The sequence below is a fragment of the Alicyclobacillus pomorum DSM 14955 genome (assembly GCF_000472905.1).
Classification (GTDB): domain Bacteria; phylum Bacillota; class Bacilli; order Alicyclobacillales; family Alicyclobacillaceae; genus Alicyclobacillus_A; species Alicyclobacillus_A pomorum.
In genome coordinates, this window is sequence record NZ_AXAR01000001.1 from 16,156 (window position 1) to 29,884 (window position 13,729).

12 protein-coding genes are annotated in these 13,729 nt (G+C 51.1%); 8 read left to right on the forward strand and 4 right to left on the reverse strand.

Annotated features, from left to right (window positions below; all coding sequences use genetic code 11):
• Positions 1 to 139: 139 nt before the first annotated feature.
• The 3 genes from YWK_RS0100070 to YWK_RS0100080 all read left to right on the forward strand — a co-directional run bounded on the left by YWK_RS0100070 (position 140) and on the right by YWK_RS0100080 (position 3,457).
• Positions 140 to 1,291 carry an acyl-CoA dehydrogenase family protein gene (locus tag YWK_RS0100070; RefSeq protein WP_026963157.1) on the forward strand — a complete coding sequence of 384 codons (1,152 nt, stop codon included), beginning with the start codon at positions 140 to 142 and terminating at the stop codon, positions 1,289 to 1,291.
• A gap of 3 nt (positions 1,292 to 1,294) precedes the next feature.
• Positions 1,295 to 2,476, forward strand: a complete 1,182-nt coding sequence (locus tag YWK_RS0100075; protein WP_026963158.1) for a CaiB/BaiF CoA transferase family protein — start codon at positions 1,295 to 1,297, stop codon at positions 2,474 to 2,476.
• 186 nt (positions 2,477 to 2,662) lie between these two features.
• Complete coding sequence (locus tag YWK_RS0100080) at positions 2,663 to 3,457, forward strand: IclR family transcriptional regulator (RefSeq protein ID WP_026963159.1); 795 nt, start codon at positions 2,663 to 2,665, stop codon at positions 3,455 to 3,457.
• Between the two features lie 86 nt (positions 3,458 to 3,543).
• Here YWK_RS0100080 and YWK_RS0100085 read toward each other — a convergent pair whose 3' ends face one another.
• The 3 genes from YWK_RS0100085 to YWK_RS0100095 all read right to left on the reverse strand — a co-directional run bounded on the left by YWK_RS0100085 (position 3,544) and on the right by YWK_RS0100095 (position 8,011).
• Entirely contained in the window at positions 3,544 to 4,938 is a 1,395-nt protein-coding gene (locus YWK_RS0100085) for a SpoVR family protein (protein WP_026963160.1), read from the reverse strand.
• Positions 4,935 to 6,062, reverse strand: a complete 1,128-nt coding sequence (locus YWK_RS0100090; RefSeq protein WP_026963161.1) for a DUF444 family protein — start codon at positions 6,060 to 6,062, stop codon at positions 4,935 to 4,937. Before YWK_RS0100090 ends, YWK_RS0100085 begins: the two co-directional genes overlap by 4 nt.
• Before the next feature lie 62 nt (positions 6,063 to 6,124).
• On the reverse strand, positions 6,125 to 8,011 hold the full coding sequence (locus YWK_RS0100095) for a PrkA family serine protein kinase (protein ID WP_026963162.1): 1,887 nt from the start codon (positions 8,009 to 8,011) through the stop codon (positions 6,125 to 6,127).
• Positions 8,012 to 8,459: 448 nt separating this feature from the next.
• Here YWK_RS0100095 and YWK_RS21705 point away from each other — a divergent pair, with 448 nt between their 5' ends.
• The 5 genes from YWK_RS21705 to YWK_RS0100120 all read left to right on the forward strand — a co-directional run bounded on the left by YWK_RS21705 (position 8,460) and on the right by YWK_RS0100120 (position 13,058).
• Positions 8,460 to 8,636, forward strand: coding sequence for a hypothetical protein (locus tag YWK_RS21705; protein WP_156908982.1), 177 nt, complete (start codon positions 8,460 to 8,462; stop codon positions 8,634 to 8,636).
• 48 nt (positions 8,637 to 8,684) lie between these two features.
• The gene (locus tag YWK_RS17565) at positions 8,685 to 9,752 is read left to right on the forward strand and encodes an FUSC family protein (protein ID WP_169727108.1); all 1,068 of its coding nucleotides are present in this window, start codon (positions 8,685 to 8,687) and stop codon (positions 9,750 to 9,752) included.
• A gap of 139 nt (positions 9,753 to 9,891) precedes the next feature.
• A complete protein-coding gene (locus tag YWK_RS17570) occupies positions 9,892 to 10,905 on the forward strand; it encodes an aminotransferase class III-fold pyridoxal phosphate-dependent enzyme (RefSeq protein WP_245578460.1) in 1,014 nt (337 codons plus the stop codon).
• A gap of 320 nt (positions 10,906 to 11,225) precedes the next feature.
• On the forward strand, positions 11,226 to 12,092 hold the full coding sequence (locus tag YWK_RS0100115) for a MurR/RpiR family transcriptional regulator (RefSeq protein WP_035465639.1): 867 nt from the start codon (positions 11,226 to 11,228) through the stop codon (positions 12,090 to 12,092).
• Between the two features lie 198 nt (positions 12,093 to 12,290).
• Positions 12,291 to 13,058, forward strand: coding sequence for an MltG/YceG/YrrL family protein (locus YWK_RS0100120; RefSeq protein WP_156908983.1), 768 nt, complete (start codon positions 12,291 to 12,293; stop codon positions 13,056 to 13,058).
• A gap of 166 nt (positions 13,059 to 13,224) precedes the next feature.
• On the opposite strand, the gene YWK_RS0100125 is transcribed toward YWK_RS0100120, so the two are convergent.
• Positions 13,225 to 13,677 carry a GNAT family N-acetyltransferase gene (locus tag YWK_RS0100125; RefSeq protein ID WP_342664222.1) on the reverse strand — a complete coding sequence of 151 codons (453 nt, stop codon included), beginning with the start codon at positions 13,675 to 13,677 and terminating at the stop codon, positions 13,225 to 13,227.
• Between the last annotated feature and the right edge of the window lie 52 nt (positions 13,678 to 13,729).

Here is a 13,729-nt window from a genome sequence, read left to right on the forward strand (position 1 = left end):
TATGAATATTATTTTCAAATAAGAAATCTAAAATAGTGGACCGACGCACGAAGGCACATGATGGACTTGTCCTAAAGGCTCCAGCTCATGTTGTAAGCGCTTTACCAATTCTAAGTTTGTGTTAATGGAGGGGATTCGAATGAACTTTGAATTACCGGAAGAGATAGTGCAGATGAAGCGAACGATACGCGAGTTCATTGACAACGAAGTTGAGCCGCTCGCGATGCAGATTGAAGAGAACGACCAAGTGCCGGACACGTTGCTGGAAAAATCGAAGGAGCTTGGTTTGTTTGGTCTCAGCATTCCGGAGGAGTACGGCGGAATGGGGCTGAACATGGTGGGCAAGTGTGCGTTATTCGAGGAACTCGGCAAGACCATTAACGGGTACACAACCATCCTCGGTGCGCATAACGGTATCGGTTCTGTCGGCATTGTGGAATTTGCGAATGAAGAGCAAAAGCAACGGTATCTACCGAAAATGGCGAGTGGGGAATACATTGGCGCGTTTGCGTTGACCGAACCTGAAGCGGGATCGAATGCAGCCAATTTGAAAACAACCGCGGTCAAAAAAGGAGATAGGTACATCATCAACGGCCAGAAAATATACATCACCAACGCGCCGATTGCGGACGTGTTCACAGTCATGGCCGTGACGGACAAGAGCCAGGGTGCCAAAGGGATCACGTCCTTTATTGTCGAGAAGAACTTCCCTGGATTTCACGTTGGAAGTATTGAGAAAAAGATGGGGTTGCATGGCTCACATACCGCGCAGCTGTATTTCGAAGACCTGGAGGTGCCAGAGGAAAATGTGCTGGGGGTTCCAGGCCAAGGCTACGTCAACGCATTGAAGATCTTGGCCAACGGCCGTGCGGGATTGGCGGCGAGGTGCCTTGGATCGTGCCAGTACTTATTAGATAAGTCTCTGGCGTATGCCATCCAGCGAGAACAGTTCGGGAAACCCATCTTTGAACAACAAATTATCCAACACTACCTCGCAGAAATGGCCCTGGACATTGAGACGCTTCGCTCCTTCATCTACAGAGTGGCCTGGATGACTGACCAAGGCATGAATGTCATCAAAGAGGCGGCCATGGTGAAATTGTACGGCTCTGAAGTCTACAACCGGGTGGCGGACAAGGCCGTTCAAATTCACGGTGGGATTGGCTACATAGCCGAATACCCGATTGAGCGTTTCTACCGGGATGCGCGCATTACGAGAATCTACGAAGGCACGTCGGAAATTCAAAAGAACATTATTGCTTCGCGGTTGAAGAAAGAATACGAGGGATGAACCATGCGACCACTGACGGGCATCAAGGTATTGGATCTCAGTCGTGTCTTAGCGGGGCCATTTTGTTCGCAAATTTTAAGTGACCTTGGTGCAGACGTGATCAAGGTGGAGAGTCTGGAAGGTGATGAAACGCGTCGGTACGAGCCGGTGGTGGATGGAGTCAGCTGCTACTATCTGGCGTTCAACCGCAATAAGCGGAGTATCGCGCTGAACTTGAAGACGAGCGAGGCGCAGGACATCATACGTGAACTGGTCAGAGATGCGGATGTTCTGATTGAGAACTTTCGGTATGGAACCATGGACCAGTGGGGGCTGGGGTACGAAGCCCTGAAAGAAATCAATCCGCGGTTGGTGTACTGTTCCATCAGTGGTTTTGGCAGAACGGGTCCGCTCAAGGACCGCCCTGGGTACGACTTGGTCATGCAGGCGTTCAGTGGCTTGATGTCTGTCACGGGGGTTGAGGAGGGACCACCAGTCCGTACGGGATGGTCCATTGTGGATCTGACAGCCGGAATGTGGGCCGCCCTCAGCATTCAGGCTGCTCTTTTGCAACGGAACCAGACGGGAAAGGGCCAGTTTGTCGAATCCAGCCTGTTTGAAGGGCAACTCGGTTTGATGACGTACTATGCCACGACCTACTTCGCCACAGGGCAAGTTGGTCAGCGATTGGGCTCCGCCCACTTCAGTCTCGCACCGTACCAAGCGTTTCAGACGAAGGATGGGTATGTCATTATTGCTGTCGGCAACGATAGGCTGTTTGCGAAATTGTGCAAAGGACTGGGTGCAGCCACGTTGCTCGAAGACGAGCGCTTTCAGTCTAATGCGCTGCGTGTTCGCAACCGCAAGGAATTGGCCAAGCTCCTGGAGAAACGCACCAGGCAGTATGAATCCAGCGAGCTGGTGGAACTGATGGACCAAAGCGGGGTTCCCTGTGCGCCCGTGCAAACGATTGACCAAGTCTTGAACCACGAGCAGGTGGCGGAGCGGGAGATGGTTCTTGCGTGCGATTACCCCGGGGTGGGTCCGGTGCGCATGTTGCGTTCACCGTTTCGGTTCTCCGAATCCGAGGTGAAGTTGGAACGCCGACCTCCGCTATTGAGTGAGCATGCTGAGGAAATTTTGGCAGACCTCGGACTTTCCAAAGAGCGGATTGCGCAATTGAAACAAGCCGGAATTGTACTGTAGAGATTGCAGAGGCCCAACCATGCGGAAACGGTCCTACTGACCTTGATTCGAGTCTGTCTGAACGGCGGATGGACAGGCAGTCACATCGTTCATTACATTGAACCTGTTTTTCACCACTCAAGTGGTCCGGACGCACCGGTCCATGCCATTCGGTGCCCGGTCCTACGATGGAATGGGGTCTGCTCTGTGGATTATCAAGTTCCTTCCGTGGCGCTGGCAATGCGCATGCTCAAGTTGCTCAGCCGCTACAAGTACAAGCGCTGTTCATTGAAAGAGATATCTGATCTCTTGGACGCAAATCCGACCACGTGTTTGCGGGTTCTTCGGACCTTGGCGCGAGAGGATTTTATCCAATTCAATCCGGAGACGAAAAAATATAGTCTGGGTCCGTATCTCATCCCGTTAGGGAACCGGGCCCTAGAGCTCAACGACTCGGTTGCGACCATCCTTCGGGAACTCAAATCCATTGCGGAACTGACCGGTTTTACCACTGTGTTGATTGAGCGACTGCAGGACAACCACTTGATTTATATTGGCTCCGAGGAGTCTCCCAATGACGACGTGAAAATATCGGTCTCCATCGGACAACAGTTTCCGATTGGCGGCGTGGCGTTTGGTCGGTGCTTCTTAGCGTACGATGATGAACAACAGTGGCCGAGGTTGATCCAAGAAGGCGTGTTGAGAAGTGGGGAGGATGTCCCGGCAGATCCGGAGACGTTGATTCGCAAGCTACAAGAGATCAGGAAACAGGGGTACGCTGTTTCACACGGCGAGTTGACACCTGGGATATCGTCCTTTGCTGCACCCATCTTCGATAAAGCAGGGAACGTGGAATTTGTCTTGGCATGCCTTGCCATGACGTCACAATTGGACCATGAGCAGGGACAGCGCGCCATTGCAGTGTTGGTGGAGAAGACACGCAAGTTGTCGGAATGGAACGGGTTTCAACACAGACCGACAAACGGGCCCGTGTTTGGATGAGTTGTCCATCCGTTTCCGCTGCGGGGGATCAGCCATTGCTGACCCCTCTCGCCGCGGCGGGTCGAATGGTACTGGACATCCGACGATTATACGGCTTTCCGCTGTGTCGTGGTTCCGTCAAAAACAAATTCGACGGGGCGGCCATTCACAAGGGTCTGGAGCGTCACGGGCTGTCCCCATAGCCGATACACGTTGGGCAGCGTTCGTTCAATGTACTCAACATCTAGTTCCTGGCCTTCAAACGAGTGGGTGATACGCAGCCCACGGGGGTCCTTGGGATTCTCGTTGGTCACGTACAGGGTCGGGAATCCACCGTTGGTGCGTTGCTGGACAAGGATGTCTCGGATGACTTCGTAATCCCGCTCAACCACCACCCAATCGATACCTCTCTTCTCGTACAAGTACAAGTCACACTCATCCACGACGTCTTGGTTCAGGTAGTTGCGAAGAAAACTTGTGTCAGACTCGCACTCCCGGACTTCAAACATCTTCTCTCTACCGTATTTCCGTTCGATATCCCGCCAGATAGCAAGCCCGACGTTGTAAGGGTTGAGGGTGTATCGGTTCGGTTGCGTCACGCCGGCCGTGAGTTGAGCGAAATCGATGGCGTCCTGGCCGTCCAGATCCATCGCTTGCATGAGCTCGGTGTGCCAATAGGTCGCCCAACCTTCATTCATGATTTTGGTTTCCAGTTGCGGCCAGAAGTACAGCATTTCGTCGTGTACTACCGAGATGACGTCGCGCTCCCAATCTTCGAGATGACGACTGTGTTCGACGATGTACATCAACAGGTCTTTCGAGTGCCCTGGTTCAGGTGAGTGGAGGCGAGTTGCACCGGTCGACCGTTCGTTGCGAATGACATCCGCGATGCGTGAACGGGTGCTGTTTTCTTCCGATTTGGGCTGGCCGATGGACCAAAGGTCATCGTATGGGCTCCGGCCAGCTTTTTTCACTTCCTGTTCGGGGACGTGGGCTCTCGAACGCCAGGATGCATCCACATGTTCCTGGATGGAGAGAGCGGCATCCAGTATTTCTTCCATGCGGTTTATCCCGTACATTTCCTCATATTTCCGAAATCGCTCTGCAGATGCCGCCATGGAATCGACCATCCGACGGTTGGTATAGCGGAAGCGGGCGTTATTCTTGAAGAAATCGCTGTGCCCAAGCACGTGAGCGACAATCATCTCATTCTGCAGGACGGTATTGGAGTCCAGCAAGAATGCGAAACATGGGTCGTTGTTGACGACGAGCTCGTAGATGCGCGACAGGCCGAGATCGAAGTCCAGCTTCTGACGGTAATATTGCTTGCCAAAGCTCCAGTGGCTGTATCGGGTGGGCATACCAAATCCAGCAATGGTGTAGACGACGTCCGCGGGACAAATCTCGTACCGCATGTCGAAGAAATCGAGTCCATAGGACCGCGCCTGTGACTCCATCCATGCAATGGATTCCTCCAAACGAGCATAGTCCTCTTGCTTCATGCACTGGTCACTTCCTTTCTTTGAAAGAAAAGGCGCAACGCGTTCAGGATTTGCTTATTATCCGTGATACTGGTCCACCGGAACTCCGGTTGATGCAGACTTTCTACAGCCTTAGAGAGCACCGTCGTGCGGCTGTACGAGTTGACTTCGAGATAGCCAATCATCGATGCTACGTTGCACAGTTCGCCAATCAATGTCACCGTTCGTTCATTGTCACTGAACAGATTGTCCCCGTCGCTGACATACATCAGGTAGATGTTCCACAGTTCCGGCGGATAATCGGACTGAATCAAGTCTTTCGCGGCTTGGAACACGGAAGAACACAGGGTTCCGCCACTTTCTCTGACAGTGTAGAAGGTGTCCTTATTGGTTTCATACGCTTCAGTATGGTGGACGAGGTAGCGCATATCCACGTGCGAGTATTGCTTTTTCAGGAATTTCTCCATCCAGAAAAAGAACGTTCTCGCTACGTATTTTTCGGATGCGCCCATACTTCCCGAGACATCCATCATGGCGATGACCACGGCGCCCGTTTCCGGGCGTACCGTGTCTTCCCACGTCTTGAAGCGCAAGTCATCTTCGGTAATGGTCAGTCTGTGACCCTTGTTTTTACTTCTGCGCAACGCTTCTATCAATGTTCGTTTGCGGTCGATATTGGACCGGATTCCTTTGTTGCGTATATCCGTAAAATCAAAACCATCGGTCATGATGTTCTTCGTCTGTGGCTTATCTTTTAAGTTGGGCAGGCAAAGTTCGGAAAACAAGGCGTCTTCAATTTCTTCCAGCGTGACATCTACTTCCAGGTTGTGTTCTCCGGGTTGGTCACCCGCACCGGCTCCAGGGGCGCTCGGCCCCGGGATAGCCTTACCGATGGATTGTCCTTGTTGCCCGGGGCCTTGTCCCGCGTGTTTTTGCTTGCCGTAGTCATACCGGAAATGTGGCTCATCGAGCTGTTTTACCGGGATCCGCACCGTGCGTTTGCCATCCGATAGGATGATGTCATGGTGAGAGACGATGTCTGCGAGGTTGCCACGGATGGCCTCCTTAATCTTCTCACGGTGTCGCGCCTGCGCCCGCTGGCCTCGTCGGTCCAGCGACCAGTCGTCGTGTACCAAAATACCCATCGTGTCCCCTCCTTTTGTCGCTATTTTGCAAATCGCTGACTTTCCGAATGCTGGCTTTCTGTTTAACGGTTCAACAAGCTTCCCACGTATTTCAAGACCTCATTTGCACAGATGTGACAGTACCCGTGCTTTTCCACAAGGGTCTCGTGGACCTGGTTAATCCGCTTGAGTTGGTCGGGGTCGGGTGTCTTGGCGTTCGTGGTAATTTTGACAACGTCTTTCAGGTCATTGAACAGTTTCCGTTCAATGGCTTCTTTCAACCGTTCGTGCGAATCGTAGGAAAAAACTTTTCCCCGTCGGGCGTAAGAAGACATCCGGATGAGAATCTCTTCGCGGAATTGTGTCTTGGCGTTGTCGCTTACGCCAATCTGTTCCTCGATGGAGCGCATGAGTGTTTCATCGGGATCGACTTCTTCGTCTGTGATGGGATCCTTCAGCTTTTGCTTGTTGCAGTACGCTTCCACATTGTCCAGGTAGTTGTTGAACAGGGACTGTGCAGATTCTTCGTAGGAATAAACGAAGGCTTTCTGCACTTCCTTTTTCACCACTTCGTCATACTCCTGGCGGGCGGCACCGATGTAGTTGAGGAGCTTTTCCTTATCCGCCGGGGAGATGCTCGCGTGCTGATCCAATCCGTCTTTCAAAGACCGCAAAATGTCGAGGGCATTAATGCACGTTGACTCATTGCGGACGAGGGCGGAGGAAATGCGGTTGATGACATACCGCGGATCAATCCCACTCATGCCCTCGAGCGGATGTTCGCTTTGCAGTTCCTTTACGTCAATGTCGTTTCCTTCCACCGATTGGCCGTCGTACAGTTTTAGCTTTTTCAGCAAATCGGCCTTTGTCGATTCCTTCAACCGGGATAAGACGGAGAAGATGGCCGCTGTACGGAGACCATGAGGGGCCACATGGACATGGCGCAAGTCACTTTGTGCAACGAGCTTCTCGTAGATTCTGACTTCGTCGCTGACACGCAAGGTGTAGGGAATGGGCATGACGACCATCCGGGAATGCAAGGCTTCGTTCTTCTTGTTTGAGATAAACGTCTGGTACTCTGTTTCGTTGGTATGTGCAATGACCAGTTCATCTGCGCTGATGAGTGCGAATCGGCCGGCTTTAAAGTTGCCTTCTTGTGTCAGGCTGAGCAGGTGGTACAAAAACTTGCTGTCAATCTTCAACATCTCTTGCATTTCCAAGATGCCACGATTGGCCTTGTTCAGTTCTCCATCAAATCGAAATGCACGTGGATCCGACTCTGATCCGTATTCGGCGATGGTCGAAAAGTCGATGCTCCCGGTCAGTTCCGAGATATCCTGAGACTTTGGATCAGACGGGCTGAACGTGCCGATGCCGACGCGCCTGCCTTCACTAAACAGAACACGTTCTACGGGCATTTTCAGGATGTCTCCATTGAACTCTTCGTCCAACCGCAATTGACAGACTGGGCACAAGTCTCCTTCAATGTGCACGTGCAATTCTTTTTCCATCTCAGCCCGAAGTTTGTGCGGGATGAGGTGTAGAGGCTCCTCATGCATGGGGCAGCCTTTGATTCCGTAGACGGCACCTCGGTCTGTGCGGCTGTATGCCTCTAAGCCGCGTTTCAATAAGGTAACGAGAGACGACTTGCCGCCGCTGACGGGACCCATCAGCAGGAGGATTCGCTTACGGACGTCCAGGCGACGGGCTGCCGAGTGGAAATACTCTTCCACCAGCCGCTCGAGAGGAATTTGGAGTCCGAAAAGTTCATTTTCGAAAAAGTGGTAAATCTTGTGCCCGTCCACTTCTTCCACGCCGGCTGAGACAATCATGTCGTAGACTCTCGCATGTGCCGTGTTCGCCACTGCTGGGTTTTGCTCCACAATCCCTAAATATTGTTCGAACGTACCTTCCCACTGTAGTTCTCGCTCGTGTTCCTTAAATTCTCTCAATCGTAGTGCAAGGCTCACCGTGTTCTCCTCCTTATTCGAATAGGTATTTCAACATTGGGAGAGGGAATGAAAGACATGTTGTTAATAAACCAGTGTCGCAATTTTGAGCTAAATTAAACCTGGCAAGAAGAAAAAAGAGATGAATGTGGAGGAAGTTTCACAAGTGGTGGGACCGATGTGTATCGTACGGGATGGCCATGGCCCTGAATCAACGGAATTACGGGCCTGCGTCATATGCATCCATTGTGGACAGAGCTTGCTTCAACCCAGGATGTCATCATTCTTTCTGTATTAAGGTTATATTAACTTACATAATAAATGAAAATTTAAAATTGATGTTAGTTTACATTACATAAACCATTGATCATTCCGCTCGTCTCCATGTATCGTTGAAATCAAATCTGAGCACAGCGAAGGGGGGATTCCGAACTTGATACCAATCGTGCACAGGGCAGGAGGTACCACTGTGGAAAATTTCAATGTATTTGAAACTGTGATTTTGTCGCGCTCCGACTTGATTCATTGGCCAGCGATTTTGAACGAAATTCGCAGTCTCGTCGAGTCATCTGACATCAAAGTTGTTGACATTCAGCGAGACAAAGAACAACTCATTGTTGTTTTTCGCAGGCGTTCTTTGGGATAGGCGAAATGTACATGAATCCATATGAATCTCGCCGGAGGGATGATTGTGATGAATCGCTTGCGCGGGTCCATGCTTCCAATTGTGACGGGGATGCGCCTGATGGTGCCGAAAATTGGAGCGCGGACGTTGAAAACTTGCGTCGCCATCGCTTTCTCCGTGATGACTGCACGGTACCTCCACCTCGCCGCTCCGCAATTTGCAGGCATTGTGTCGGTTCTCGCTGTTCAACCCTCCGTCTATCGTTCTCTCCGTCAGGGCTTTCAACAACTTCTCAGTGCTTTATTGGGGGCTGGTGCTGCCGTTCTGGCGCTCTACGCCTTTGGCCCTTCTGCATTGACATTTTGTATTGTGCCTTTGCTTCTCATGGGGTTGCATGTGAGATGGCACTGGACAAATTCACTGCTCGTCGCCGTTGTGATTGCTGTGAATACCATCGGGGCACAGGGCATGTCTTACCTGCACGGGGGGCTTAACCAATTGGCGCTCGTCGGGATTGGCATCGGCTACGGCAATGCCATCAACCTCCTGTTCAGACCGACACATCGGGCGCGCTCTGGGAGTTTGCTGGCTAGCTGTGAAAAATCTGTCTTCCAGTTGATTCGCGTCGTTCATCGGGACTTGGAACGAGGAATCGCCACGCCGTATCCAGTATTCCGGCGGACCATAGACCGCGTCCGAGAATCTCTCGAGGAGGGCAAGCGAATTGCCGGGTACGTGCGTGAAGACCAGAGGTACGGGCGCGTTGTTGAGGAAAATACGCTGGACGCCTTCCATGCGTTAGAGTCCATGGTGGAGCGTGTACGGGATATGAACAAGACGCTTCAAAGATTGTCCAATCTGCAAAGACGGTCTGACCTGGTTCGGCTGGCCGCGTTGCTTCTACGGATTCAGCGACGCATCATTTGGGGAAAACCGTGCCATTTCCATTGGGTCGATGCTGCATACGCGAATGTGGAAGCGCGTTTTTATCGGGGACCGTTGCCCGCTACCCATGAGCGCTTTGTTCAGCAAGCGACCGAATATCACCTGTTTATGTTTTTGAAAGAGTACTACGGGAAGTTAAAGGATTTGCGCGTAGACAGCCGTCATGCGCTCGATGCGGCTCACATTGGCTGAAAGCAAGTGCGAACGAAATTTGTTCTCGAACCTGCTAGGTCATATCCCATAGCTGAAATAATAATTGCAGAAACATTGAGTTTCTGCAATTATTATTTCATAACACAATATTGGTGGCATACCATTGGACCTTTGTGACTTGAAACATCAGTATAAAGAAATGACGCCCCGTTCCATGCAGGCTTTTCATCGCGCGGAGACCATGATTCCGGGTGGAGTGCAAGGCAACGTAAAGTTTTTCGATCCGTATCCACTATCGTTCCAACAGGCTGACGGTGCCTGGTTGATCGACGTGGACGGTCATTATTATGTGGACTATTTGCTATCTTTCGGCGCGTTGATTCTGGGGCACGGACATCCCGTCGTGAAGGAAGCAGTGAACGAGGTTTGGCGTACGTACGGGACCTCCTCATTTGGCGTTCCTTATCCCCTGGGAACAGAGATGGTTGCACTCCTTCAGTCGCTATTCCCTAGCATTGAGGCCGTCAGATCCACCAATTCCGGATTAGAAGCGACCCTTTTAGCCATTCGTTTAGGGTTGTCGTTTACGGGGAAGACACACATTGCAAAGTTTGACGGGCATTATCATGGCGGTCATGAACGTGTGTTGATTAGCACGCATTCGACGCAGGGAGGGCAACATGAACGTCCACGCGTCGTCTCCGAATCGATGGGGATACCAGACTATTTTTTGGATCACACTGTGGTGCTACCATTCAATGACTTTCCGCTATGTGAGCAAATTCTTCGTGAGCAACAAGAAAAGGTGGGCGTTGTCATCCTTGAACCTGTACAGGCAGGCTATATCCCAGCGGAGCAGGAGTTCATTCAGCAACTTCGTGCGCTCACTCAAGAACTTGGCATTCTGCTGGTATTTGACGAAGTAAAAACTGGATCGCGTTGCCCTGGGCGGTGCTCAAGAATATTACAATGTCAAACCGGATCTGACTGCGCTCGGAAAGGTGTTAGGTGGCGGGTTTCCCATTGGTGCCGTTGGCGGCAGAAAGGATATCCTGGAACTGAGCTCCCCAAAACGATCACAGAACCCCATTGGCACGTAACCCAATCTCCCTGTCTGCCGGACTCAAAACCATACAATTTCTTCAGGAACCAGGGCGTTTCGAACACATACTCCACACCACGAACCAATTAAAAGAAGGGATTCGAGCCATTGGGGAGTCTTACGGCTTTGGCGTACGCGTGCTTGGAATCGGGACGATTTTCAATTTCATGGTGAGCGAACGAAGCAAGCCAGAAGAGGACTCTGCCTTTACTCCGTCGAAAGATCTGAGAGAAGCATTGGACTACTTACTGATGAGGTTTGGTGTGTTTTCGAAACCATTCAATCGGTTCTCCGTGTCTGCGGTTCATGGAGAGAAAGAAGTTCAACATACACTAGACGCGTTTGAACGGAGCTTCTCCGAATTGAAAAGAATAACCATTCACTTATCGTGAAAGGAACCTTGTTGACACGTGCAGGAAACAGAGGTTTTAAAACGCATTACTGAAAAATACCCCACAATGAGTGCTTCGCAACAGCGAATTGCGGATGTGATTTTACAGGATCCTGAAACTGCCGCTTTTTTCAACGTCGCACAATTAGCAAAGCAGGCAGGTGTCAGCGATTCCACTGTCACAAGGTTTTCGACGTTTCTTGGATATACGGGCTTTCCTGCTCTATCACAGCAGTTGCAGGCCATGGTCCGTTTGCGTTTAACCACCAAAGAGCGCTTAGAACGTTCTCAGTCTATTCAGCATGAAGACGAAGCATCCATTTTCTTTTCATCGCTTGAGGACGATGTACAAAATTTAAAACTGATGATTCACCAGCTGGACGCTGCCTCATTGCGGCGTTCAGCGGACATGCTGGACCGTGCAGAGAAAATTGCGCTGGTTTGCTCGCGGAGTGCTGTTGCCCTTGGAGTATTCTTTGAGTTTTATTTAAATATTTTCGGTAAGCAACCGATGGTGCTCACTGGGGAACCACGAACCATGGATGTCATGAATCGCTTTGGTCCATCGGACGTTGTCGTTGGGATTGGGTTTTCAAGATACTCGAGGTTCACAGTTGACAGCTTGCGTTACTTTAAGAACCTCGGGGTACCAACCATTGCCATCACAGATTACGCGTCTTCTCCACTTTCCCAGTACGCACTGGAGACGCTGTATTGTCCAACTGGCATTGCATCGCATATGGATTCATTTGTTGCCCCACTCGCCTTAATTCAAGCACTTTTACGTTGCATGGCCCAACATGTATCATCAGAGCAGATGAAAAACCTCGAGCAGATGTGGGAGCACCTTGACGTATACTTCAAGCCACGCAACGACAAACGATAGCAGGCGTATGCGCAAGTGGTAGAATGTCATGTTTTTCTAGACAACAGACCCCCACAGCATCGTGGCTGAGCCCGAAGTCTATTAGGAATATGTATTGCACCGTCACATTGAGGTGCTGGTTGTGTGTCTCATGCAAACCACAATTTCCCTGGATTCAGTAAGAAAAGGTGGCACAAAGTGATAGGAGCAAATACAGGATTGAAAATAGGTTCAAACGAGTTGTTAAAATCCGCTATACACAAGTCACTCACTTACGCGATTACGGAACTTGGCCTGCCAGAGTTTTCGCAGGAACAGTTCACCCGTGAAATCAGCCCGCTTCTTCGGAACCCACTAAGTACGATAGAGGACAGTGAGGCAACGCGCGTTAAGCTTTGGAAATCCACGCTGCGTGGTGAGGTCTTCGCCACAGAGGTCCGGAACGACGATACGTTGGTGTTGTACGTTCGAAGTGCTCTCCGGGGGACCGTAATCGATTTGCGACTGACATGCCGCAACTTGGAATGGCACATCGAAGAAGTCATCTCGATGCATTCTCGGCCCATTGTACATTCACCGTGGTTTTATCGTGCAACGTTTGTCGGAGCGGTTATCGTGGCAGGCGTTGTTGGCTATGCTCTCCACCAGCCGACGGAGAAGGTTGTGACGCAGCAAGTGGCAGCGGTACCCAGCGCATCCACTTCCGTTGCACAAGCGACCCGGGCAGCAGAGCCGTCCGCGAAGCCGAAAACGAGCAAACCATCGCCGCCACAAACCTTCAGCTTCACCCTGAGTCACGGGATGTCTCTCTACGACCTCTGCAAGTTTCTGCAAGCGCATCACTTGGTAGACAATGCCATGGGGTTTGCCATGACCCTGAAGAAGACAGGCGTTGAGAAAGACGTACACCCAGGGACATATACGTTCAAAAGTGGGATGAACGAAAGTCAAATCCTCCAGGTGCTGAAACAGGGACCGAAAAAATGAGACGTGGGGCAAACCACGGAGATCACCACTCTACGCTGGGTGCACCGTATCCGGGAAAGAAGGACGGGGCATCCAGCGATTTACTTCTTTATTCTCCTTAAAACCCCCCTTGTTTACCCGAGCGATTTGCAAAATTCCAACTATGGCGTGCTCAGTTTGAAAATCGTCAATGTGTGGAAAGCGGTTTCCACATGGCGATGTGTTCAATGCCCGCTTCGAAAAATACGTTCCCCACCGCTTTGTACCCCAAACGTTCATAGAAGCATTGGGCGTGTGTCTGGGCGTTGAGCCGAAGTTCCCGAAAGCCTTCGTGGCTCGCTTCTGCCTCAATGAATTTCATGAGGGAACGACCCAATCCCGTGCCTCGATGGCTACCAACGACAGCCACGCGTTCTACTTTTGCAACGCCAGCATCATGGTAGGGGCGGAAGCGGGCTGTCCCTACTGGAGATCCGTTCTCATCACGGGCGAGAATATGTATCGTTTGCGGAGCGTCATCGTACTCGTCCAGCTCCATGTCCTCCGGAACGTGTTGTTCCTCAATGAACACCTGTCGACGAACTTCAAACGCATCTTGCAGTGAAGATGGATCTTCGACACGAATGATGGAAATGGCCACAAATATCCTCCCAGCAAAGACGAATTGAACGCATTGCACTTGGTCTACGCAT

Coding starts and splice junctions, on each gene's coding strand:
- YWK_RS0100070 (WP_026963157.1), top strand. CDS start 140: ATGAACTTTGAATTACCGGAAGAGATAGTGCAGATGAAGCGAACGATA.
- YWK_RS0100075 (WP_026963158.1), top strand. CDS start 1,295: ATGCGACCACTGACGGGCATCAAGGTATTGGATCTCAGTCGTGTCTTA.
- YWK_RS0100085 (WP_026963160.1), bottom strand. CDS start 4,938: ATGAAGCAAGAGGACTATGCTCGTTTGGAGGAATCCATTGCATGGATG.
- YWK_RS0100090 (WP_026963161.1), bottom strand. CDS start 6,062: ATGGGTATTTTGGTACACGACGACTGGTCGCTGGACCGACGAGGCCAG.
- YWK_RS17565 (WP_169727108.1), top strand. CDS start 8,685: ATGAATCGCTTGCGCGGGTCCATGCTTCCAATTGTGACGGGGATGCGC.